The following is a 21,127-nucleotide window of genomic DNA, read 5'->3' as shown; positions in this document are numbered from 1 at the left end:
GGCTGGGACGTGCGCTTCCTGCCGTTCTCGCTGGGGCAGGCGCACGTCGAGGAGGGCGGGGTGAGCGTGTGGGACGACCCGTCGCAGGACACCGGGATCCTCGCGCTGCAGGCGGGGGTCGTGGTGCGCGACGAGTTCCCGGAGCGTTTCCCCGCCGTGCACCGCGGGCTGTTCGCCGCCCGCCACGACGAGGGGCTGCACCTGGAGGACCGCGCCGTCGTGGAGAAGGTGCTGACCGCGGCCGGCGTGCCGAGCGAGGAGGTCTTCGCCCGCATCGACTCGGGTGAGGCGCTCGAGCGGGTGCGCCGCGAGCACGAACAGTACGTCGCCTCGCACACCGTGTGGGGCGTGCCGACGTTCATCGTCGGCGACGAGGCCGTGTTCGTGCGGCTGATGGACCGCGCCCCGGAGGGCAGCGACCCGGCGCCGTCGCGGCGGGCGATCGAGCGGATCATCGACATGATCACCGGATGGCCGGAGCTCAACGAGTTCAAGCACACCGTCGTCCGGCGCTGATCTCCCCGCAGGCCGGGCTCCGATCCCGACGAACGGCGCGTTCGTCGGATGGGTTCCGACCAGCGCGCCGTTCGTCGGAACGGGAGCGGTTCGCTGGTCGGAACCGGCCTCACTCCCCCTCGAGCGTGGGTTCCCGTTCCAGCTCCGGGTCGTCCGGCCCGCTCGCCTCGGGCTCGCTCGTGTGCACGTCCTCGGGCCGGGTGTGCTTGTCGGCGTCGCTGCGCAGCGACCGGATCCCCGAGTTCAGCACGGCGAGCAGCGGCACGGCCAGCAGCGCCCCGGCGATGCCCGCGGTCACCAGCCCGGCGGCGATGGCGAGGATGACGGCGAGCGGGTGCAGCTTCACCGCCCGCCCGAGCAGCAGCGGCTGCAGGACGTGGCCCTCCAGCTGCATCACCCCGATGATCACGGCCAGCACGACGAGCGCGGTGATGGGGCCCTGCGCGACGAGCGCGACGAGCACCGCGGCGCCGCCCGCGACGACGGCGCCGACGATCGGCACGAACGCGCCGAGGAACACCAGCGCGGCCAGCGGGACGGCCAGCGGGACGGACAGCAGCGCGAGCGCGAGCCCGATGGCGACGGCGTCGACGACCGCCACGACCGCGGTCGCCCGGATGTAGCTCACCAGCGCGGCGAGCCCGCGCCGCCCGGCCACGTCCACCCGGTCGCGCGTGCCCTCCGGCACCGCCCCCAGCAGGAACCGCCAGATGGAGCCGCCGTCGTGGAGGAAGAAGGCGAGGGTGAACACCACGAGCAGCAGTTCGGTCAGCAGCTCGCCGATCGTGGCCGCCGTGGTGATGGCGCCGACCGTGATGGCGGACTGGTTGGCGGTGAGCGTCTCGATCAGCTCGTCCTGCACGGAGCGCAGCTGCTCGTCGCTGAGCCGCAGCGGGCCGGTCGACAGCCACCCGACGACCGCGTCGACGCTGGCCGAGAGCTGATCGCCGAGCTGGGGGATGCCCCGGACGAACGTGACGATCACGAACGTGAGGACGCCGCCGAGCCCGGCCACCCCACCGACCATCACGAGCGCGGTCGCGAGCGCGCGGGGCACGCGGTGGCGCACGAGCCAGCCCACGGCCGGGACGAGCAGGGCGGCCAGCAGCAGCGCGATCGCGACGGGGACGACGACCCGTGACAGCTGGACGGCCACGACGCCGATCACGGCGAGCGCGGCCACGACGACGAGCATCCGCCACCCCAGGGCCGCGCTGATCGCGAGGCTCCGGGGGACGGACAGCCCGACGTCGCGCTCCTGCGGAGGCAGGACCGGTGCGGGGCGTCCGGTCGTGGTCATCGCACCTCCTCGACGCGGTCGCCGGTGACGTACCCGCTGGACGCGCCGCCCAACGGCGGCAGCGGCGGCCGTCGGGGCGGGAGGGGTGTTGCAGGCGGGTTACCGCGATCGACAACCAAGCGAAAATCTTCAACTTGATGTCGGTTGAGGGTTGCGCGGGTGAAGTGCTTCAGTATTCTGAAGCGCACCGCGACGCGGAGAGGACGACCGCCATGGCCGACAAGGCTCCCAGCCCCGGGCAGGACCTGCCCGTCGCCGCGATGCTCGGCGAGGTCGGCAACCAGGTCCGTTCTCTGCGCAAGGAGGCTGGTCTCACGCTCGAACGGCTCGCGGAGCTGTCCGGGCTGAGCACCGGGATCGTCAGCCAGATCGAACGCGGGCTGGCCAACCCGTCGTTCGGAACGCTGGTCCAACTCGCGCATGGTCTCGGCATTCCGGTCGGCGCCCTGTTCCAGGTCTCCGACCGGCACCGCTCGCCGGTGGTGCGCAAGTCGGAGCGTCGCCGCCTGGAAGGCCACGGCATCGTGGACGACGGCGGCCGCTACGAACTGCTCACCCCGGACCTCACCGGTGCCCTCGAGGCGACCTGGGTGGAGACCCCGCCCGGATACGACTCGAGCGCCAACCCCTACCGGCACCAGGGTGAGGAGTTCGGGCTGGTGTTGTCGGGGCGAAAGGACGTCTACCTGGACGGGGTGCGCTACGAGCTCGGTCCGGGTGACTCGATCCGCTATCCGTCCACCACACCGCACTGGTACGTCAACCCTGGCGACGAAGTCTGCAAAGCCATCTGGGTGATCACCCCGCCCACCTGGTGACGCGCCGGGCCACCCGGCCCGCCGCACAACGCGCACGCGCCGCGCGTGCGGTCTGAACACGCCGCCCCGGCCGCCCGACGTCGCCGGCCTGCCGCGTGCCCCCCTCGTCCGACGCGCGCCCCCGCGCGTCCTCCGGATGCGAAGGCCAACACCATGACTGCATCTCCTTCGACGGTTCCGGCCACCCCCCACCGCTCCACCGGTCCGTCCGCGACCACGCGCAGGGCGATGCTCGGCCTCGGGCTGGGCAACACCCTCGAGTGGTACGACTGGATGGTCTTCGGCCTGCTCTCGGCGTTCCTCGGGCCGCACTTCTTCCCCGCGGAGGACCCCGTCTCGTCCACGCTCAGCGCGCTCGCGGTCTTCGCCGTCGGGTTCGCCGTGCGGCCGCTCGGCGGGGTGCTGTTCGGGGTCGCCGCCGACCTGATCGGGCGCAGGCGCGTGATGCTGGGCTCGGTCGCCCTCATGGCGGTGACGACGCTGGTCATCGCGGTGACGCCGACCTACGGCCAGATCGGGGTCTGGGCGGGGATCATCCTCGTGACCTGCCGGTTGCTGCAGGGCGTCTCCACCGGGATCGAGGCCCCGCTGTCGACGGCGTACGCCGTGGAGCTGAACCCGGCAGGCCGCGAGGGCCGAGCCGCGGGCTACATCAGCTTCTTCGTCAACCTCGGGATCCTGCTCGCGTCGCTCGTCAGCTTCGCGACCAGTGGGATCATCGGCGGGGGCGCGATGCAGGAGTGGGGCTGGCGGGTCCCGTTCGTCATCGGGGCCGCGCTCGGCGTCGTCGTCATCTGGCTGCGCCGCGCCCTGCCGGAGACGCTGCACGACGAGGAACGCGCCGAGGCGTCGTCCGGCACCGTGGCGCGCGGCGTCGGCAGGCACTGGCTCGGGCTGCTCGCCATCGTGTTCGTCGTCGGCTCGGCCCAGGCCTACAACTACGCGTGGAACGTCGGCCTGCCCAACCTCGCCCGCGGCACGTTCCGCGAGGACCCCACCGCGGTGTTCGCCCTCACCACGGCGCTCGGTGTGGTGCTGCTCGTCGGCTCGCTGGTCACCGGCGCGCTCGCCGACCGCTACAAGCTCTCCCGCACGTTCCTGGTGACGCGGCTGCTCGCCGTGCCGTCGGTGTTCCTGATGCTGCTCTACCACGAGCCGGGCATCGCCGGGTTCGCCGCCGTGCTGCTGGGCGGGTCGGTCGTGCTGGTGCTCAACATGACGCTCTACAACGTCGTCGCCACCTCGCTGATGCCGAAGACCTGCCGCGCCACCGGCGTCGCGCTGGGGTACGGCGTGGCCGTCGCGCTGTTCGGGGGCACGGCCTCCTACCTGCTGGTGTGGCTGCAGCAGCGCGGCCTCGACTGGCTCTTCCCGGCCTACACGGCCGTCCTGTCCCTTGTCAGTGTGGTGCTCTACGTGGCGGCCCGCCGCCGCGACGGCACCTTCGCGGGTGAATGAGGAAGCGATGCAGCTGTCCGACCTGACCGACCCGGTCGTCCGCCGCTCCGACGTCGTCGTCGTGGGCGGTGGCCCGGCGGGGGTGAGCGCGGCCGTGGCCGCGGCGCGCACCGGCGCGAGCGTCACCCTGCTCGAGCGGTACGCCGCGCTGGGCGGGCTGGCCTCCGGCGGCATGGTGCTCGTCCTCGACGACATGGTGAACGGCACCGAGATCTCGGTCTCCGGGATCGTGTCGGAGTACGTCGAGCGCCTCGAGAAGATCGGCCTGGCGGTCTACCCGCCGGAGTCGGACCGGTACTCCTCGACCGAGACGTGGAACCGCTGGGGCCGCTACGGGGTCTTCGACTTCCACCAGCACATCACCCCGAAGCCGATCTGCTACGCGGTCGCGTTCGACCCCGACGGCTGGAAGCGGGTGTCGAACGACCTGGTCCGCGAGTCGGGCGTGCACCTGCGCCTGCACTCGTGGTTCGCCCGGCCCGTGCTCGACGGCAACCGGCTGGCCGGGGTGGTGTGCGAGACCAAGCAGGGGCCGCAGGCCGTGCTCGGCGACGTCGTCATCGACACCACCGGCGACATCGACGTCGCCTCCCGCGCCGGCGCCGACTACGTGCACGACAGCTACCTGACCACGCTGGTGTTCCGGCTCGGCGGGGTCGACACCGACGCCGCCGAGCGGTTCGAGCAGGAGAACCCGCGCGAGGCCCGGGCGATCAACCGGACGATCAAGCGGATGCTCGGCGGCGCGTGGGAGCTGTGGTGGCTCAAGACGCCGCTGCCGGGCGTGGTGTGGTGCAACTGCCCGCACCTCACCGGCTACGACGGCGCCGACCCCGAGTCGCTCACCGAGGCCGAGTTCGACGCGCGGGCCCGCATCGCCTCGGTCGTGGACTACATCCGCGAGCACCTGCCGGGGTTCGAGCGCTGCTACGTCGTCGACGTCGCCGAGCAGATGGGCGTGCGCCAGACCCGGCTGCTGCAGGGCGAGTACGTGGTGACCAAGGACGACATCACCAGCCGCCGCCACTTCCCGGACTCGGTCGCCCGCGGCCGTGACTACTACACCCCCTACCGGGCGCTGCTGCCGCGCGGCGTGGACCAGCTGCTGGTCGCCGGGCGCCACTACTCGGCCACCCCGGACGCGCAGCGCATCTCGCGGGAGATCCCGCCGTGCATGGCGATGGGGCAGGCTGCGGGCGTCGCCGCGGGGTTGGCCGTCGACGCGGGTACCACCGTCCGTGAGGTGGACCCGACGGCGATCCAACGCGCGATGCGCGCGCAGGGCGCCGACCCCGGTGACGTGCCGTCGGCCAACGCCACCCTCTCCGAGCCCGTGGAGGTCCGATCATGACCCAGCCGCTCGCCGGCGTGACCGTCGTCGACTTCACGCAGGTCTACATGGGGCCGAGCTGCACGCAGCTGCTCGGCGACTACGGCGCCGACGTCATCAAGATCGAACGCCCCGGTGTCGGTGACCTGTCGCGGACGTCGATCAGCGACCCGGCCGGCCTGGACAACCCGGTCTTCCTGTCGATCAACCGCAACAAGCGCAGCGTGTCGATAGACACCCGCACGCCCGAGGGCGTCGCCGTCGTGCACCGGCTGATCCGCGACGCCGACGTCGTCGTCTCGAACTTCCGCTCCGGTGTGATGGAGCGCATCGGGTTCGGCTACGAGAAGTGCCGCGAGCTCAACCCCCGCATCATCTGGGCGTCGGGCACGGGGTTCGGCACCTCGGGCCCGTACGCCCACAAGGGCGGGCAGGACGTCATCGCGCAGGCCTACTCGGGCGTGATGTGGCGGCGGGAGAGCGAGGACGTGCCGCTGTCGGTCTACCCGACCACGCTGTGCGACTACACCACCGGCATGCACCTCATGCAGGGCATCCTGCTCGCCCTGCTGGCCCGCAACACCTCCGGCGAGGGCCAGAAGGTCGAGGTGACCATGTACGACTCGATGCTGCACATGCAGATGCAGGAGGCCTGCATGCAGCTCAACCGCGGCTACGAGATCAACTGGGCCGCGATGCCGCTGTCGGGGGTGTTCGAGACGACCGACGGCGCCGTCTGCATGGTGGGCGCGTTCAAGGAGAACCCGCTGCGCGACATCTCCACCGCGCTGGAGTTGGACGAGGACCTCTCGCAGCGCCCCGAGTTCGCCGACCTCGACCGGCAGGCCGCGCACCGGCCGCAGCTGCAGGCGATCTTCCGGGAGCGGTTCGCCACGAACTCCACCGAGTACTGGATCAAGCGGCTGGAGCAGGTCGACATCCTCTGCGCCCCGGTCCGCAGCCTCGAGCAGGCGCTCGCCGACGAGCAGACCGCGGTCAACCGCATGATCCTCGAGATGCAGCACCCGGTCGCGGGCCGGGTGAAGGCCCTCGACGCCCCGATCCGGCTGTCGGCGACGCCTGCGCAGGTCCGGCGGGTGCCGCCGCGGCTGGGCGAGCACAACGCGGAGGTGCTGACCGAGCACGGGTACGCGGCCGACGACGTGGCCGCGCTGGTCGAGAAGAAGGTGCTGCGGTGAGCCGCCCCACCGAGCCCGGCGCCGAGCCCCGGGACGAGGTCCGGCTCGAGGTCACCGACCACGTCGCCCGGGTCACCATCGACCGACCGGCCGTGCTCAACGCGGTCGACGGGCCCACCCACGAGCGGCTCTGCGAGATCTGGGACCGGATCGAGGCCGACCCGGACGTCCGCGCGGTCGTCCTCACCGGGGCGGGGGAGCGGGCGTTCTGCGTCGGCGCCGACATGTCCGCCGCCGCGATCGCCAAGACCGGCCTGGAGTACTGGGCCGACCTCGACCCGAACGGCTTCGGCGGGCTCAGCCTGCGCACCACGCTCGACGTGCCGGTGATCGCGCGGGTGAACGGCTACGCGCTCGGCGGCGGCATGGAGATGGTGCTCGGCTGCGACATCGTGGTCGCCGCCGAGCACGCCCAGTTCGGGCTCACCGAGCCCCGGGTCGGCCGGATCCCGCTCGACGGCGGGGTCTTCCAGCTCGTCCGCCGGATCCCGCACACCCAGGCGATGGGCATGCTGCTCACCGGAAGGCGCGCGAAGGCGGCCGAGATGCAGGCGATGGGGCTGGTCAACGAGGTCGTGCCGGCCGCGGAGCTGGACGCCGCGGTCGACCGCTGGCTCGCCGACATCCTCGCCTGCGCCCCCACGTCGCTGCGCGCGGTCAAGCAGATGGTGCAGCGCACCGCGCACCTGTCGGCGCAGGACGCGCGCGCACAGCGGCTGCCCGCCCTGATGGCGGCGCTCGACAGCGAGGACAGCAAGGAGGGGGTGCGCGCCTTCCAGGAGAAGCGGCCCCCGGTCTGGCCGGGCCGGTGAGCGCGCTGCAGCGCGGCGTCTGGGGCGTGGTCGCCACCCCGTTCGCCGGACCCGACCTCGCCGTCGACCACACGAGCCTGGCCCGGCTCGCCACCCACTACGAGCGGACCGGCGCCGTCGGCCTCACCGTCCTGGGCGTCTTCGGAGAGGCCGCCCGGCTGGACGCGGCCGAGCGGGCGGCCGTGCTCGGCACCGTCCGCGACGCGGTGGGCCTGCCGATCGTCGCCGGCGTCACCGCGCTCGCGACCGCACCGGCGATCGAGGAGGTGCGGGCCGCCCAGCGGGCGGCGGGCGACCGGCTCGCGGCCGTGATGCTGCAGGTCAACTCCCCGGACCCGGGCGTGCTCGCCGCCCATCTGCGCGCGGTGCACGCCGCCACCGGCGTCCCGGTCGTCGTGCAGGACTACCCGGTTGCGAGCGGCGTGACGATCGGCGCCGACGCGCTCGCCGCCGCCGTGCGCGAGCTTCCGTTCGTCGCGGCGGTCAAGGCCGAGGCCCCGCCGACCCCGGTCGCGATCGCCGCCCTCACCGCCACCCTGGACGTGCCGGTGTTCGGCGGGCTCGGTGGCATCGGGCTGCTCGACGAGCTCGCTGCGGGCGCTGCGGGCGCGATGACCGGCTTCTCGTTCCCCGAGGGCCTCGTCGCGTGCGTCGAGGCGTGGTTCGACGGCGGGTACGCGGCGGCCCGGCGGGCGTTCCTGCCCTACCTGCCGCTGGTCAACGCCGAGCAGCAGCCGCGGCTCGCGCTCGCGATCCGCAAGGAGTGCCTGCACGTGCGCGGGCTGATCGCCGACCCGGCGGTGCGCCCGCCCGCCGCGCCGATGCCCGCGGCGCTGCGCGCGCAGCTGCGCAGGCACCTCGACGCGGTCCCGGTGCCCGCCGGTCGCCGATGAGCGCGCCGGACCTGGTGGCCCTGCCGAAGGCGGAGCTGCACCTGCACCTGGAGGGGACGATCCGCCCGGCGACGGCCGCGGAGCTCGCCGACCGCTACGGGCTGCCGATGCCGCGCACCGGGACGTTCGCGAACCTCGCCGAGTTCGTCGGCGCCTACGAGGCGGCCCGCGACCTCGTCGGCACCCTCGACGACCTGCGCCGCGTCGCGGCGGAGCTGGTGGAGGACGCGGCCGCGCAGGGCGTCGTGTGGTCGGAGGTGCACGTCGTCCCGCCCACCTACTCCGGGCGGCTCGGGCCCGACGAGGCCGTGCTCGAGGCGGTCCTCGACGGACTCGCGGCCGGGGCGGGCCAGGGGCCGGCCGCGGGCGTGATCGTCGGGGTGAACCGGGGCCTGCCGATCGAGGCCGCCGAGCGTTCGCTGCGGCTGGCCGTCCGCTACGCCGACGCAGGCGTCGTGGGGCTGGGCCTCGCCGGTGACGAGGCCGGGTACCCGGCGGGCCGGTTCGCCGAGGTGTTCGCCCGCGCCCGCGACGCCGGCCTGCGCGCGCTGCCGCACGGCGGGGAGGCCGCGGGACCGGAGAGCGTGCGGGCGTGCGTCGAGGCGCTCGGCGCCACCCGGGTCAACCACGGGGTCCGCGCCGTCGAGGACCCCGCCCTGGTCGAGCTGCTGGCGGAACGGGGGATCACCCTCGACGTCTGCCCCACGTCGAACGTCGCGCTGAGCGTCTACCCGTCGCCCGCCGAACACCCGCTGCCGCGGCTGATCGCGGCCGGGGTCCCGGTGACGCTGGCCAGCGACTGCCCGCTGTTCGTCGCGACGAACGCGGTGGAGGAGTACCGCCGCGCCGCGGAGGCGTTCGGGCTCGGCCGCGGCGAGCTGGCCGCGATCGCGCGGACCTCGCTCACCGCGAGCTCCTGCCCGCCCGACCGGCGCGCCCCCGCCCTCGCCGCGGTCGAGGAGTGGGCCGCCGGGTGAGCCGCGGCGCCGGGTCGCACCGGCACCAGGTCGAACCGGCACTAGCATGCCCGCGTCATGACGTCCGCCTCCCGCCCGCGCCGGCGCCTCGGCGAGGACGAACGACGCAGGCAGATCATGGCGGCGGCGCTCCAGGAGGTCGCCGACCGCGGCTACGAGGGCGCGTCGCTGACCCGGGTCGCCGCGCGTGCCGGGGTCGCCAAAGGGCTGGTCTGGCACTACTTCGCCGGCAAGGACGACCTGATGGGCGCGACGGCGAGGGCGGCGATGGAGGCCCTGCGGGCCGACGTCGTCGCAGGCATCGACCTGGACCGTCCGGTGCCGGACGTGATCCGGGCCGCCCTCCGCGCGGCCGCGGCGCTGGTCCGGACCCGCCGGGACGAGCTCGTCGCGCTGAACCGCATCGTGCACAACCTGCGCCGGGCGGGCGGGGAGGACGTGGCCGCCGACTTCTACGAGGAGACCCACTGCGCGCAGGAGGAGCTGTTCCGGCGCGGCCAGGCCGAGGGCAGCCTGCGCCGGCTCGACCCGCGGGTCATGGCGGTCACCTACCAGGGCGCCGTCGACACGATGCTCGCCTACCTCGAGGCGCACCCCGACGTCGATCCCGGGGCCTACGCGGCGGCGCTCGCCGAGGTCCTGCTCGACGGCATGCAGGCCTGACGCGCAGGGCAGGGCAGGGTCAGGCCTGCCGCGTCAGGTCTGCCGCGTCAGGAATGTGGCTTTCCTGAAGCCCACCTTCAGGAATGTGGCTTTCCTGCAATCCCGCGGGCGCCGGTACTGTTGACTGCATGGTCAATAGCGTCCCCGGCGGCCCATTGGCCGGTCGTCGGTACGTCGTCACCGGATCGGCCTCGGGTATCGGTGCCGCCACCGCGTCGATCCTCCGCGAGCAGGGGGCCGAGGTCATCGGCTGCGACCTGGACGACGCCGAGGTCGTCGCCGACCTGTCGACGCCCGACGGCCGCCGCTCGCTGGTCGACCAGGTGGCCGAGCGGGGGTGCGTCGACGCCGTGCTCGCGATCGCGGGCGGCGGCCGGACCGGGCTGCTGGAGACGAACTACTTCGGCGCGGTCGCGACGCTCGAGGGGCTGCGCCCGCTGCTGGCGGGAAGCGACGCCCCGCGGGCCGTCGCCGTGTCGTCGACCTCGTCGCTGGCGCCCGCGGACGAGCGCGTGCTCCGCGCCTGCGCGGAGGGCGACGAGGCAACCGCGACCGCGCTGGTGGCCGCCGATCCGGCGTTGCGCGACGCCGCCTACGGCATCGCCAAGCGCGCGCTGAACGCCTGGGTGCGGCGGACCGCCCCGACGCCCGAGTGGGCGGGCGCCGGCATCCCGCTCAACGCGGTCGCACCCGGTGTCGTCGACACCCCGGCCGCCGCGTGGATCCTCGGCGACGAGCGGGTGCGGGCCGCGGTCGAGGCGGCCGCGCCGCAGCTCCTCGGCGGGTTCCCGGGCCGCCCGGAGTGGGTCGGGCACCTCATCAGCTGGCTGGCGGGCCCGGAGAACCGCTTCGTCACCGGGCAGGTGATCTTCGCCGACGGCGGTTCCGAGGCGTTCCTGGTCGGGGACCGGCACTGGGTGTGACGGCGGATCAGCGGCCGTCGGCGGTGGCGAACCCGGGGAGCTCGGTCGACAGCGGCCCGTCGGCGGCGCCGTCGAGGAGCCGGGCCATCCCGGTGGAGCGGAGGAGCATCGCCAGCTCGTCGGCGCGGACGGCCGCGTCGACGGTGTCGTGGCGGGCGATCGCGAGCGCGAGCTCGCCCGCGTCGAGCAGGGGCGAGGTCGACGCCGAACCGAGCGGGGGCACGAGGTGGGCGGCGTCGCCGGGGAGGGTCGCCGTCGGGTCGTGTTCCCAGGTGCGCGGGACGGGGAGGGCGAAGATCGGGCGGTCGACGTAGGGGCCGTCGTCGTCGGTGAGCAGCCGGCGCGGGCGGGGTGACCGGTCGCGGTAGCGCTCGCGGTGACCCGGTCTTGCGGGGCGCGCTGGACGACGTACACGCGGACGTGGTCGCCCACGTTGCGCTGGGCGAACCGCCCCCTTCCCCGTCGGTGGCCGCGGCGCTGCCCTGGCCGACGAGTTCGGCGACGTCCGGGTGTCGGTGTGGCGCGGCGTGGCCTGCGAGACCGCGCGGGCGGACCTTCGACCAGGCGCCGTCGGCCTCCACGACGAGGTCGGCCTCGGCGGTGGCGCCGTCGCGGCCTGCAGGTCGTGGTCCCGGCGCACGGCGCCGAGCTCGAACGAGCCGGGCAGCAGGTCGCGCAGCTCGCCGCGGTCGATCTCCGGTTCGAACCGCTCGGGCGGCTCCGGGACGTGGTGGAACGGCGGCGATCCGGCCGGGTCCGGCCGGCGGGGTCAGGCCGCCGCCCGCGCGCGCGTCGTCCTGACCTGCGTGGCCACCGCCAGCGTCGTGGTGACCACCAGGGTCGCGACGCCGACCGCGAGCGCTGGCAGGGAGTGGCCGAGCGCCAGCCCGACGATCCCGATCACCACGAGGGCGGCCACGGCGAGGTAGCGGTCGCGGGCGACGACCCCGGTGCGCGAGCGCAGGAACAGGACGTTGCCCGCGAGGTAGATCAGCGGGCCGCCCACGGTCGTGAGCACCAGCGGGGCATCGGTCTCCGGGTGGCTGATGCGCAGCTCGATCGACACCGCCACGACGATCGCGCCGGCCACCATCAGCGCGTGCGCGTAGGCGAAGGCCGAACGCAGCGCCGCCGTGCTGCCCTCGCCGCGGCTCGCCGCGGTGTCGTGGCCCGCGAGCGCGAAGTAGGCCCACCAGAGCACGAACAGCCCGACGAACCCGAGGACGGTGGTCAGCACCGCGGCCGCCGTGACCTCCTCCACCTCCGACAGGGTGAAGCCCATGATCAGGATCGACTCGCCGAGCGCGATGATGAAGACCAGCCGGTTGCGCTCGGCGAGGTGCTCGGCGTCGGTGGGCCACGTGCTCATCGGGGCCGACCCGAGGCCGGGGAAGCGGAAGTCGAAGCGGGGCGCCGCCACGTCGACGGCGAGCGCGACCAACCAGACGACGAGCCGCGGGCCGGGCGGCAGGAACGCCCCGACGAGGAAGAGCGCGGCGGCGACCGTGCTCCACGCCAGCAGGTTCGTGTAGTTCTTCCCCAGCACGTGGCCGCGGAAGGCCACCGCGGCGAACGCGGCGCGGCCCACTTGCGCGGCGGCGTAGCAGGCGGCGAACAGCAGCCCGTCCTCGTCGAACGCGTGCGGCAGCCCGATCGACATGCCCAGCGCGGCGAGCATGAGCAGCGCGTTGAGCACCCGGACCGAGCCGCTGCGCGGGTCGAGCCAGTTCATCGCCCACGCCGAGTAGTTCCAGACCCACCACACCGCGCCGAACAGCAGCGCCGTGCGCACCGCGCCCAGCCAGCTCAGGTCCGCGAGCAGCGTGTGCGAGATCTGGATGATCGCGAAGACGTAGACCAGGTCGAAGAACAGCTCGATCGGCGCGACCTCGGAGCGGGCCTCGTCGTCGGCGCGCAGCAGGGGCGGGCGTCGGTGTTCGGTCTCGCGCTCGGTCACCTCGTCGACTCCCCCCTGGAACGCCCGGCACCCTCCGCCGGACGGAGATCACGATGGCGGGGCAGGGTAGCGGGTCAGGAGCCCGTGCGCAGCTCGACGACGGCTCCGCGGACGGGCAGGTCGCGCGCCCGCCCCGGCGGCGCCGCGCGGCGGCGCCGCTCGCACAGCGACGTCACGGTCGCCATGCGCTCCGCGGGTGCGTTCCGAACGGGGGTGCGCCCCGTCGCGCCGACGTGGTGCACGACGACGATCGCCGTGAAGACCACCAGGATCCAGAAGAGGGCCATGCCGGCGGTCGCGGCCGCGTATCCCCAGCTGGGCGCCCCGGACCAGAACCACATCATCGTGCTCCGCTCCTCGTCGGTTCCGGACGACCGCGCCGGGTTCCCCGCCGCGTCGTTACCGGCACAACGACGCCGATCCAGAGCTGTCACGACGAGTAGCTTGATCATTACCGAAAGCGATCACTCCTGCGGCTACGATTACACCGTTGACAGCACAGGACCCGCGCTCCGCCGCGGGAAGGGGGAGCCGGTGAGCCTTCGCCAGTTCGAGTACGCGCTGGCCGTCGCGGAGGAGGGCTCGGTGACGGCGGCCGCCGAGCGCCTGCACGTCGCCCAGCCGTCGATGTCGCAACAGATCCGCGGCCTGGAGCGGGAGCTCGGGGTAGCGCTGTTCGCCCGCACGGCGAGCGGGCTCGTGCCCACAGCGGCCGGCCGGGCGTTCCTGCGGGAGGCCGAGATCGCGGTGGCCGCGGCGCGGCGCGCGCGGGCCACGGCGCGCGCCGGAGCCGACGAGCTCGTGGGCGAGCTGGTGGTCGCGGCGCAGATGGGCTTCGGCACGCGGCAGCTGCCCGGCGCGCTGGGCGCCCTGCGCCGCCGCTACCCGCGGGTGGAGGTCACGGTCTTCGAGGAGCCGAGCGCCGCCGAGCTGGACCGGCTGTGCCGCCGCGGCATGCTGGACCTGTCGCTGATGGCGAAGTGCGAGCGGTCCCCGGCGAACGCGCACCGCCTCGGCGACGAGGAGTTCGTCGTGGTGCTCGGCGCCGGGCACCCGCAGCTCGCCGCGGACCGGGTCGAGCTGCGGGCGCTGGCGGGGCAGCCGTGGGTCCGGTTCGACCGCGACAGCGCGCTCGACCGCGTGCTGCTGACCGCGCTGCGCGACGACGACCCGCCCACGGCCGCTCGCGTGTCCCAGACGGCCACGGCCGTGCGCTGGGCCGCCGACGGGCTGGGGGTGGCGCTCGTGCCCGCCTCCGCGGTGCCCCACGGCTACGAGCGCCTCACCCGCCCGCTGGCCCCGGCCGTGGCCCAGCCCGTCATCGCCGTGGTCCGGCCGCACGCGGGGCCGGCCGAGACGGCCCTGCTCGACCTGCTGCGCCAGGAGACCTGGTACGAGGCCGGCCCGGTCTCGCTGGTGTCCTGATCAGAGCTGGGTGCGGCCGCCGTCGACGGAGAGCTCCGCGCCGGTCGTGTAGGTGGCGTCGAAGGCGAGGAACGCGGCCGCCTTCGCGAACTCCTCGACGGTGCCGAACCGCTGCATCGGGTTCTCGGCGACCACCTGCGCCACGAACCGGGCCGCGGCCTCGGCGGGCATCGTCTTCTCCAGGACCCCCGTGTCGATCGGGCCGGGGCTGATCGCGTTCACCCGGATCCCGCGCGGGAGCAGTTCGCGGGAGAAGCTGCGGGCCATCGAGCGCAGGGCCGCCTTGCCCGCCGCGTAGACGCTGGTGTCGAGCATCCCGATGGCGTTCGCGGCCGACGTGGTGAGGACGACCCCGGCGCCGCGCGCGAGCAGCGGGGCGAGCGTCTGCACGGTGAAGAACGCACCCTTGACGTTGATCGCGAACAGCTCGTCGTAGGCCTGCTCGGTGATCGATCCGAAGGGCGTGGCCGCCGCGATGCCCGCGTTGACGAACAGGGCGTCGATCCGGCCCAGCTCGTCCGCCACGCGGTCGGCCAGCACCTGCAGGTCGGCGGTGGCGGCGACGTCGCCGCGCACGCCCACCGCGTGGGGCCCGAGGGACCGCGCGGCGTCGAGCGTGGCCGCGGAGCGGCCGGTGACCACCACCCGGGCCCCGCCGTCGACGAGCAGCTTCGCCAGCGCGAACCCCATGCCCGCGCCGCCACCGGTGATCACCGCCGTCTTGTCGCTGTAGTCGCCCATGCCTCAGCTCCGCGGGTACTCGCCGCCGTCGACCCCGAGCACCTGGCCGGTCAGCCACGCAGCCCGGTCGGAGGCGAGGAACAACACGGCGTGGGCGATGTCGTCGGGCAGGCCCTCCCGCCCGAGCGGCGGGGTGGCGATCGCGCCCGGCCCCAGGTCGAGCCTCGCCCAGTACGCCCGGGTCGCCGCGCCGCCCGGGGTGTCGGTCCGCCCGGGGCTCACCGTGTTGACCCGGACCCCGGACGGCGCGAGCTCGGCGGCCAGCCCTCTGCTGTAGTTCTCCAGCGCCACCTTCGCCGCCTGGTAGTGCAGGAACGGCGGGGCCGGCGGGGTGGTCGCGGCCGTGGACACGTGCACGATCGCCCCCGAACCCCGCTCCCGCATCCCCGGCGCCACCAGCGCGTCCACGCGCACCGCCGACAGGAGGTTCAGCTCCAGCGCGGCCTGCCACTCTGCGTCCGGGATGGCGAGGGCGCCCCGGTGCGGCTGCGCCCCGCCGACGGTGTGGACCAGGACGTCCACGCCGCCGAGCCGCTCCTGCACGGCCGCGGCGACCGCCTCCGCGCCCGCCCGGGTCCGCGCGTCGGCGGCCACGAAGGCCGCCCCCTCCGGGGCCGGGGTCGTGGCCGACCTGGCCGTCGTGAGCACCTCGGCGCCCGCGTCGAGCAGGTGCCGCACCACGGCGGCGCCGATCCCGCGGGTGCCGCCGGTGACGAGCGCCCGCCGTCCCGCGAACTCTCCCTTTTCCGACCCGTTCTCGGGCAAGGTCATGCCAACGATCCTTTCGAACGTGTTCCGCCGGCCCGAAGCGGAAGAATTGTGTTCGGGCAGGTCGAACGCTACGTCCGGGGAGGAATCGGGCGCAAAGACGAATTTGCAGCAGGCGCTATAGGCAATTCCTATACGCCATGGTCACTTGCCGAGGAACCGCCGCCGGAACGCGAACGGGCCGAGCCCCGAGCGCCACCACGGCAACCAGGCCGACGGCCTGCGCAGCACCGCCTGCATCAGCGGGGCCGAGTCGAAGTAGGAGTCCCGGCGCAGCACCGTGCCGGTGTGGGTGAGCCACAGCTTGTCGACCGCCGAGAACACGAGCGGCTTCCCGCCGAGGGTGGCGGTGAGCCGCAGCTCGATGAACACGATGTCCTCGTTGCCCGCCCAGCCCGTGACCACGCCGCGGATGTCGGGCAGGAGCGCCACCAGGCGCTGCGCCTCGTCGTGCCAGGTCGTGCGGGTCGTGCCCGGTTGCAGCAGCGGCTGGTTGAGCTGGATGTCCTCCGCCATGAGGCCGTCCCACGCGTGCGGCTCGGGCGCGTCCCAGCCCCTGGCGAACGCTGCGACGACCCGCTCGTGGACGGCCCGCCAGTCGGCCGCCGTGGTCCCGTAGCGGATGTCGTGGTCGGTGGTCACCGCGTTCCCCTCCGGTCATGATCGGCTGAGCGAGGCGCCCCGGAACTTACCCCCGTCGGGCGGTCGTGCCGAGGCCGTTGCACGCGGGTGTCGTCTTCGGTCACCGCAGCGAGAAGCCGCCGTCGATGAGCAGCTCGGCGCCGCAGCAGTAGGCGGAGTCCTCGCTCAGGAAGTACTCCACGGCCGCGGCGACCTCGGCCGGCTGCGCGAAGCGGTCGAGCACGATCCCGCTCCGCCACTGCGCGTGCATGTCGGTCCGCCCCGCGGTGAGCGGGGTGTCGACGTAGCCGGGGGAGACGGTGTTGAGCCGCACGCCGCGCGGGCCCCACTCCACGGCGAGCGATCGGGTGAGCGCGCTGACGCCCGCCTTCGAGGCGTTGTAGGCGCACTGCCGCTGGGGGAAGTTGACGATCGCGTTGCCCGACATCGAAGCGATGTTCACGATCGCCCCGCCGCCGCGGGCGAGCAGCTCGCGGCCGAACTCGCGGCAGGTGAGGAACACCCCGCGCAGGTTCACCGCCATGATCCGGTCGAACTCCGACAGCGGCATCTCCTCGGCCGCCACGTTGTTCTCGACGATGCCGGCGCTGTTGACCAGGTCGACCGGGCGCTCGTCGTCGGCGTAGAGCGCGCGCACCACGGCGGTGACCGACTCCTCGGAGGTCACGTCGACGGTGTGGCCGGTGACGGCGGCGGGCAGGGCGTCGAGGCCCTTCAGGTCGAGCCCGTGCACCTGCGCCCCCTGCGCGGCGAGGCGCTCGCAGATCGCCAGCCCGATCCCCCCTGCGGCACCGGTGACGGCGACGCGCCGCCCCGCGAACCGGTCGGTCATGGCCCGTTCCCCCTCACGGCCGGATGTAGCAGTACTAGCCGACCGGCGGCCACGGGCGCAAGGATCGGGGAAGCGGCGCCGCTCCGACGGGCAGCCCCTGTAGTAGAACTACAGCGATCGCCGCTGCTACCGGAAGGGGACCGCCCTGATGGCACCCGAGTCCGACGTCCTCGCCGCGGTGGAGGCCCTCGCGGTCGTGCCCGTCGTCGAGATCGACGACGCCGCGGCGGCGGTGCCGCTCGCCCGCACGCTGGCCGAGGCGGGGCTGCCGGTCGTCGAGGTCACCTTCCGCACGCCCGCCGCGCGCGACGCGGTGGCGGCGATCGCCGCGGAGCTGCCGGACTTCCTGCTCGGCGCGGGCACGCTCGTGCTGCCGGACATGGTCACGGCCGCCGCCGAGGCGGGCGCGCGGTTCGGCGTCTCCCCCGGGTCGTCGAGCGCGTGCCTCGCCGCCGCGGAGGAGGCGGGGCTGCCGTTCGTGCCCGGCGCGGTCACCCCGAGCGAGGTCGGCGCCTGCCTGGAGGCGGGTGCGAAGCGCATCAAGTTCTTCCCGGCGGGCGCCTACGGCGGGATCGCGACGCTGAAGGCGCTCGACGGGCCGTTCGGCTGGACCGGCGCGCGGTTCATGCCCACGGGCGGGGTCCGCCCGGAGAACGTGGGGGAGTACCTGGCGCTGCCGAACGTGTTCGCCGTGGGCGGCACCTGGATCGCCCCGCGCGAGGACATCGCGGCGGGCCGCTGGGACGCCATCGCCGAGCGGGCGAAGGCGGCCGCCGGGCTGCGACCGTGACCGCCCGCCCGCGGGTGCCGGCATGACCGGGGAGTCCGTGCTGGAGCTCATCGCGGACCGGCAGGACCGGATGCGGCCCTCCGAGCGGAAGGTCGCCGCGGCGGTGCTCGCCGACCCGGGCGCGGTCGTGCACATGGCCATGGCGGGCCTCGCCGAGGCCGCGGGCGTCAGCGAGCCGACCGTCATGCGGTTCTGCACCGCCCTCGGCTTCGGCGGCTTCCAGGCCTTCCGGCTCGCGCTCGCGCAGGCGCTCGTGCTCGGACCGCCCACCGCGCAGGCGGCGATCACGCCCGACGACCCGGTCGACGCGCTCGCGGGCGCGATCTTCGGCCACGCGCTGCGCGGGCTGGACCGGGCCCGCCGCCGCCTGGACCCGGCCGCCCTCGCGGCCGCCGTCGACGCGCTGGTGGGAGCGCGGGCGGTGCACTTCGTGGGCCTCGGCGCCGCCGGAGTCGTCGCCCAGGACGCCGCGGGGCACGCCGTCGCGTTCGGGGTGCCGTGCACCGCCCCCGCCGACCTGCACCGGCAGTACGCGACCGCGGCGGCGTGCCGGCCGGGCGACGTGGTCGTCGCGATCTGCCCCACCGGGCGCACGGGCGCGGTGGTCGAGGTCGCCGGGCGGGCGAAGCGCGCGGGTGCCGCCGTCGTCGCCGTCACCGGCGGGCCCGGCCCGCTCGCCGAGCTCGCCGACGTCGCGATCGTCCTGCGCGCGTTCGACGACCCCGGCGACGCCGTCACGCCCGCGGTGGGTCGGCTCGCCGGGCTCGTGCTCGTCGACGTCCTCGCCACGGCCGTCGCGGCCCGCCGCGGCCCCGCGCACCTGCAGCGGGTGCGGGAGGCGGGGGAGGCGCTGGCGGCGTTGGAGGACCCGCAGCGGGCCTGATCCCGGTGCGCGCGTTGCCGGTGCCCGTGCACGCGGATCCATCGACGGCGCCGCGCGGCGCGGCGAGGGTGGCAGCCATGCCGGGTGACGGGTCACGGGCGCTGCGGGCGCAGATGATGCAGCTGACGTGGGGTGCAGCGGTGGCGCAGGCCGTCGGCGTCGCGGCCGAGCTGGGGGTCGCCGACGCGCTGGCGGGCGGCCCGCGCCACGTGGACGACATCGCGGCCGCCGTCGGGGCGGACGCGGACAGCCTGCACCGGCTGCTGCGGGTGCTCGCCGACCTCGGCGTGGTGGGCGAGCTCGGCGGGGCGCGGTTCGCCCCGACCCCGCTCGGCGACCTGCTGCGCCGCGACGAGCCCGGCTCCCTGCGCGACTGGGCGATCATGATCGGCAGCCCGTTCCACCGCGCGGCGTGGACCGGCCTGGTCGACAGCGTGCGGACCGGGGAGTCGGCGTTCGTGCGGGTGCACGGCGCGACCCCGTGGGACCACCGGCGCGCGCACCCGGAGGACGGCCGGATCCTCGACGCCGCGATGACGTCCGCGTCGACCGGCACCCTGGCCGCGATCGCCGAGGTCTACGACTTCGGGTGGGTCGACACGGTGGTGGACGTCGGCGGCGGGCAGGGCGGCCTGCTCGCGGCGATCCTCGCGGCCAACCCGGGCCTGCGCGGGGTGCTGTTCGACCAGCCGGACGTCGTGGCCGGACAGGTGGTGGAGGCGGCCGGGCTCGGCGGGCGCTGCGAGTACGTGGGCGGGAGCTTCTTCGACGAGGTGCCCGCGGGCGGCGATCTCTACCTGCTCGCCAACATCGTCCACGACTGGGACGACGACCGCGCCGTGCGCATCCTGCGCAACTGCGCCGCGGCGATGAAGCCGGGCGGGCGGGTGCTGCTCGGCGAGGCGGTGCTCCCGGAGACGGGTGCGGCGCCGGAGGCGAAGCTCGTGGACCTGGAGATGCTCGTCATGAACGTCCGCGGGGCCCGGCAGCGCACGGCGGCGGAGTTCCGCGAGCTGTTCGCGCGCTCCGGGCTCGCCATGTCCGGCATCGTCGGCCGCGCGGGGCCCTTCGACCTGGTCGAGGCCGTTGCAGCCGGCCGCTGAGGTTGCGACGGGCGGCCCGTGCCGGGGCGGGCTACGGTCGAACCGGGTGACCCCCTCCCACCGGAACCGAGGAGGCGGCGGCGTGGGCGTCCGGTTCAGCACCGAGGACGTGCGGGACGACGTGCGCTTCGAGTACTGGCTGGACCGCCACCGCGGCGCGCTCGACACCGACCTGCGCCTGCTCAGCGGCAGGCACCCGCACTTCCGGGCCAGCTGCGAGATCCACGCGCTCGGGCCGGCGGAGGTGGCCGTCCTGTCCTACGCCGGGAGCCCGGTCCCCACCGCGGGCGAGGCCCGCCGCACGGCCCGCGACACCGGGCGCCCGGACGGCTACGAGATCAAGATCCCGCTCGCGGCCGAGGAGTTCGTCGTGAGCCAGGGCGACCGGCAGGCGCGGCTGGACCCGGGCGACTTCGCGATCGTCGACACGGCCCGGCCCTCGTCGGCGATCGTCGGCAGCCGGTCGGCCAAGCGCGTGGTCTCGCTGATCCTGCCCCGGGTGGCGCTGCCGGTTCCGCCCGCCCGGGTCGCCGACGTCGTGGCCGTCCCGTTCTCGGGGCGGCACGGCACCGCCGCGCTGGTGTCCACGCTGCTGCGGCAGATCACCGAGGACGCCGACGCGTACGACCCGGCCGACGCCACCCGGGTCTCCGCGGCGCTGGTCGACCTGATCGCCGCCTCGGTGGCCGCGCGGCTCGACCTGCGCCCGGCGCTGCCCCCCGACGCCCGGCGCAACGCGCTGTTGCGCCGCATCTACGCCCACATCGAGCAGCACCTCGCCGACCCCGGGCTCACGCCGGCCGCGATCGCCGCCGCGCACCACATCTCGCTGCGGCAGCTGCACAAGCTGTTCGAGCCCGAGCAGCACACCGTCGCCGCGTGGATCCGCGGCAGGCGGCTGGAGCGGTGCCGGCGCGACCTCGCCGACCCGGCGCTCACCGACCGGCCGATCGGTGCGATCGCCGCGCGGTGGGGGTTCACCGACGCCACCGGCTTCCACCGGCAGTTCCGCGCCGCCCATGGCACCCCGCCCGGCGCCTACCGGCGGCTGATGACCGGGCACACCCCGTAGGGCGCGGTTTTGCGGCGCCGGCGGG

The 21,127-nt window shown here is 74.6% G+C and carries 23 protein-coding genes; 15 read left to right on the top strand and 8 right to left on the bottom strand.

What is annotated here, in order from left to right; all coding sequences use genetic code 11:
- Positions 1 to 516 (top strand): DsbA family protein (locus VKZ81_RS05315; protein ID WP_324240278.1); only part of this gene is annotated, 516 nt, incomplete at its 5' end.
- 109 nt (positions 517 to 625) lie between these two features.
- On the opposite strand, the gene VKZ81_RS05310 is transcribed toward VKZ81_RS05315, so the two are convergent.
- Positions 626 to 1,816 carry an AI-2E family transporter gene (locus tag VKZ81_RS05310; protein WP_324240277.1) on the bottom strand — a complete coding sequence of 397 codons (1,191 nt, stop codon included), beginning with the start codon at positions 1,814 to 1,816 and terminating at the stop codon, positions 626 to 628.
- Between the two features lie 212 nt (positions 1,817 to 2,028).
- Here VKZ81_RS05310 and VKZ81_RS05305 point away from each other — a divergent pair, with 212 nt between their 5' ends.
- The 9 genes from VKZ81_RS05305 (at position 2,029) to VKZ81_RS05265 (ending at position 10,889) form a co-directional block, all read left to right on the top strand.
- Complete coding sequence (locus tag VKZ81_RS05305; protein ID WP_324240276.1) at positions 2,029 to 2,634, top strand: helix-turn-helix domain-containing protein; 606 nt, start codon at positions 2,029 to 2,031, stop codon at positions 2,632 to 2,634.
- A 153-nt stretch (positions 2,635 to 2,787) separates the two neighbouring features.
- Entirely contained in the window at positions 2,788 to 4,092 is a 1,305-nt protein-coding gene (locus tag VKZ81_RS05300) for an MFS transporter (protein WP_324240275.1), read from the top strand.
- A 7-nt stretch (positions 4,093 to 4,099) separates the two neighbouring features.
- The gene (locus VKZ81_RS05295; protein WP_324240274.1) at positions 4,100 to 5,443 is read left to right on the top strand and encodes an FAD-dependent oxidoreductase; all 1,344 of its coding nucleotides are present in this window, start codon (positions 4,100 to 4,102) and stop codon (positions 5,441 to 5,443) included.
- On the top strand, positions 5,440 to 6,621 hold the full coding sequence (locus VKZ81_RS05290; protein ID WP_324240273.1) for a CaiB/BaiF CoA transferase family protein: 1,182 nt from the start codon (positions 5,440 to 5,442) through the stop codon (positions 6,619 to 6,621). Before VKZ81_RS05295 ends, VKZ81_RS05290 begins: the two co-directional genes overlap by 4 nt.
- Positions 6,618 to 7,433, top strand: a complete 816-nt coding sequence (locus VKZ81_RS05285; protein ID WP_324240272.1) for an enoyl-CoA hydratase-related protein — start codon at positions 6,618 to 6,620, stop codon at positions 7,431 to 7,433. The genes VKZ81_RS05290 and VKZ81_RS05285 overlap by 4 nt, the downstream gene beginning before the upstream one ends.
- Positions 7,430 to 8,326, top strand: coding sequence for a dihydrodipicolinate synthase family protein (locus VKZ81_RS05280; protein WP_324240271.1), 897 nt, complete (start codon positions 7,430 to 7,432; stop codon positions 8,324 to 8,326). Before VKZ81_RS05285 ends, VKZ81_RS05280 begins: the two co-directional genes overlap by 4 nt.
- Entirely contained in the window at positions 8,323 to 9,303 is a 981-nt protein-coding gene (add, locus tag VKZ81_RS05275) for an adenosine deaminase (protein ID WP_324240270.1), read from the top strand. Before VKZ81_RS05280 ends, add begins: the two co-directional genes overlap by 4 nt.
- Before the next feature lie 57 nt (positions 9,304 to 9,360).
- A complete protein-coding gene (locus VKZ81_RS05270; RefSeq protein ID WP_324240269.1) occupies positions 9,361 to 9,966 on the top strand; it encodes a TetR/AcrR family transcriptional regulator in 606 nt (201 codons plus the stop codon).
- Positions 9,967 to 10,094: 128 nt separating this feature from the next.
- Positions 10,095 to 10,889 (top strand): SDR family oxidoreductase, encoded by a 795-nt coding sequence (locus VKZ81_RS05265; protein WP_324240268.1) that lies wholly within the window; start codon positions 10,095 to 10,097, stop codon positions 10,887 to 10,889.
- Between the two features lie 7 nt (positions 10,890 to 10,896).
- On the opposite strand, the gene VKZ81_RS05260 is transcribed toward VKZ81_RS05265, so the two are convergent.
- From VKZ81_RS05260 to VKZ81_RS05250, 3 genes are all read right to left on the bottom strand, one after another.
- Positions 10,897 to 11,112 (bottom strand): hypothetical protein, encoded by a 216-nt coding sequence (locus VKZ81_RS05260; protein ID WP_324240267.1) that lies wholly within the window; start codon positions 11,110 to 11,112, stop codon positions 10,897 to 10,899.
- Between the two features lie 546 nt (positions 11,113 to 11,658).
- Positions 11,659 to 12,846: a low temperature requirement protein A gene (locus tag VKZ81_RS05255; protein ID WP_324240266.1), complete on the bottom strand. Its 1,188-nt coding sequence runs from the start codon at positions 12,844 to 12,846 to the stop codon at positions 11,659 to 11,661.
- A 74-nt stretch (positions 12,847 to 12,920) separates the two neighbouring features.
- Positions 12,921 to 13,190, bottom strand: coding sequence for a hypothetical protein (locus VKZ81_RS05250; RefSeq protein WP_324240265.1), 270 nt, complete (start codon positions 13,188 to 13,190; stop codon positions 12,921 to 12,923).
- A 190-nt stretch (positions 13,191 to 13,380) separates the two neighbouring features.
- Between VKZ81_RS05250 and VKZ81_RS05245 the strand changes: the two genes are divergently transcribed.
- Positions 13,381 to 14,271: a LysR family transcriptional regulator gene (locus tag VKZ81_RS05245; protein ID WP_324240264.1), complete on the top strand. Its 891-nt coding sequence runs from the start codon at positions 13,381 to 13,383 to the stop codon at positions 14,269 to 14,271.
- On the opposite strand, the gene VKZ81_RS05240 is transcribed toward VKZ81_RS05245, so the two are convergent.
- The 4 genes from VKZ81_RS05240 to VKZ81_RS05225 form a co-directional block, all read right to left on the bottom strand.
- Positions 14,272 to 15,012 carry an SDR family oxidoreductase gene (locus VKZ81_RS05240; RefSeq protein ID WP_324240263.1) on the bottom strand — a complete coding sequence of 247 codons (741 nt, stop codon included), beginning with the start codon at positions 15,010 to 15,012 and terminating at the stop codon, positions 14,272 to 14,274.
- A gap of 3 nt (positions 15,013 to 15,015) precedes the next feature.
- Complete coding sequence (locus VKZ81_RS05235) at positions 15,016 to 15,783, bottom strand: oxidoreductase (protein ID WP_324240262.1); 768 nt, start codon at positions 15,781 to 15,783, stop codon at positions 15,016 to 15,018.
- 141 nt (positions 15,784 to 15,924) lie between these two features.
- The gene (locus VKZ81_RS05230) at positions 15,925 to 16,422 is read right to left on the bottom strand and encodes a nuclear transport factor 2 family protein (protein ID WP_324240261.1); all 498 of its coding nucleotides are present in this window, start codon (positions 16,420 to 16,422) and stop codon (positions 15,925 to 15,927) included.
- A 100-nt stretch (positions 16,423 to 16,522) separates the two neighbouring features.
- Positions 16,523 to 17,254 (bottom strand): SDR family NAD(P)-dependent oxidoreductase, encoded by a 732-nt coding sequence (locus VKZ81_RS05225; protein ID WP_324240260.1) that lies wholly within the window; start codon positions 17,252 to 17,254, stop codon positions 16,523 to 16,525.
- 148 nt (positions 17,255 to 17,402) lie between these two features.
- On the opposite strand from VKZ81_RS05225, the gene eda reads away from it, so the two are divergent.
- The 4 genes from eda to VKZ81_RS05205 all read left to right on the top strand — a co-directional run bounded on the left by eda (position 17,403) and on the right by VKZ81_RS05205 (position 21,102).
- Positions 17,403 to 18,044 carry a bifunctional 4-hydroxy-2-oxoglutarate aldolase/2-dehydro-3-deoxy-phosphogluconate aldolase gene (gene eda / locus VKZ81_RS05220; protein ID WP_324240259.1) on the top strand — a complete coding sequence of 214 codons (642 nt, stop codon included), beginning with the start codon at positions 17,403 to 17,405 and terminating at the stop codon, positions 18,042 to 18,044.
- 22 nt (positions 18,045 to 18,066) lie between these two features.
- Positions 18,067 to 18,927, top strand: coding sequence for an SIS domain-containing protein (locus tag VKZ81_RS05215; protein ID WP_324240258.1), 861 nt, complete (start codon positions 18,067 to 18,069; stop codon positions 18,925 to 18,927).
- A 77-nt stretch (positions 18,928 to 19,004) separates the two neighbouring features.
- Positions 19,005 to 20,030 carry a methyltransferase gene (locus VKZ81_RS05210; RefSeq protein ID WP_324240257.1) on the top strand — a complete coding sequence of 342 codons (1,026 nt, stop codon included), beginning with the start codon at positions 19,005 to 19,007 and terminating at the stop codon, positions 20,028 to 20,030.
- Between the two features lie 82 nt (positions 20,031 to 20,112).
- Positions 20,113 to 21,102 carry a helix-turn-helix domain-containing protein gene (locus VKZ81_RS05205; RefSeq protein ID WP_324240256.1) on the top strand — a complete coding sequence of 330 codons (990 nt, stop codon included), beginning with the start codon at positions 20,113 to 20,115 and terminating at the stop codon, positions 21,100 to 21,102.
- Positions 21,103 to 21,127: the final 25 nt, after the last annotated feature.

It is taken from the genome of Pseudonocardia sp., from assembly GCF_035305885.1.
In the GTDB taxonomy this organism is placed as follows: Bacteria; Actinomycetota; Actinomycetes; order Mycobacteriales; family Pseudonocardiaceae; genus Pseudonocardia.
This window is presented reverse-complemented; position numbering and strand designations above follow the sequence as displayed.

Excerpts from the sequence above, each read along its gene's own strand:
- VKZ81_RS05310 (WP_324240277.1), bottom strand. The coding sequence starts at position 1,816 with ATGACCACGACCGGACGCCCCGCACCGGTCCTGCCTCCGCAGGAGCGC.
- VKZ81_RS05305 (WP_324240276.1), top strand. The coding sequence starts at position 2,029 with ATGGCCGACAAGGCTCCCAGCCCCGGGCAGGACCTGCCCGTCGCCGCG.
- VKZ81_RS05300 (WP_324240275.1), top strand. The coding sequence starts at position 2,788 with ATGACTGCATCTCCTTCGACGGTTCCGGCCACCCCCCACCGCTCCACC.
- VKZ81_RS05295 (WP_324240274.1), top strand. The coding sequence starts at position 4,100 with ATGCAGCTGTCCGACCTGACCGACCCGGTCGTCCGCCGCTCCGACGTC.
- VKZ81_RS05290 (WP_324240273.1), top strand. The coding sequence starts at position 5,440 with ATGACCCAGCCGCTCGCCGGCGTGACCGTCGTCGACTTCACGCAGGTC.
- add (WP_324240270.1), top strand. The coding sequence starts at position 8,323 with ATGAGCGCGCCGGACCTGGTGGCCCTGCCGAAGGCGGAGCTGCACCTG.
- VKZ81_RS05270 (WP_324240269.1), top strand. The coding sequence starts at position 9,361 with ATGACGTCCGCCTCCCGCCCGCGCCGGCGCCTCGGCGAGGACGAACGA.
- VKZ81_RS05265 (WP_324240268.1), top strand. The coding sequence starts at position 10,095 with ATGGTCAATAGCGTCCCCGGCGGCCCATTGGCCGGTCGTCGGTACGTC.
- VKZ81_RS05250 (WP_324240265.1), bottom strand. The coding sequence starts at position 13,190 with ATGATGTGGTTCTGGTCCGGGGCGCCCAGCTGGGGATACGCGGCCGCG.
- VKZ81_RS05240 (WP_324240263.1), bottom strand. The coding sequence starts at position 15,012 with ATGGGCGACTACAGCGACAAGACGGCGGTGATCACCGGTGGCGGCGCG.
- VKZ81_RS05235 (WP_324240262.1), bottom strand. The coding sequence starts at position 15,783 with ATGACCTTGCCCGAGAACGGGTCGGAAAAGGGAGAGTTCGCGGGACGG.
- VKZ81_RS05225 (WP_324240260.1), bottom strand. The coding sequence starts at position 17,254 with ATGACCGACCGGTTCGCGGGGCGGCGCGTCGCCGTCACCGGTGCCGCA.
- eda (WP_324240259.1), top strand. The coding sequence starts at position 17,403 with ATGGCACCCGAGTCCGACGTCCTCGCCGCGGTGGAGGCCCTCGCGGTC.
- VKZ81_RS05215 (WP_324240258.1), top strand. The coding sequence starts at position 18,067 with ATGACCGGGGAGTCCGTGCTGGAGCTCATCGCGGACCGGCAGGACCGG.
- VKZ81_RS05210 (WP_324240257.1), top strand. The coding sequence starts at position 19,005 with ATGCCGGGTGACGGGTCACGGGCGCTGCGGGCGCAGATGATGCAGCTG.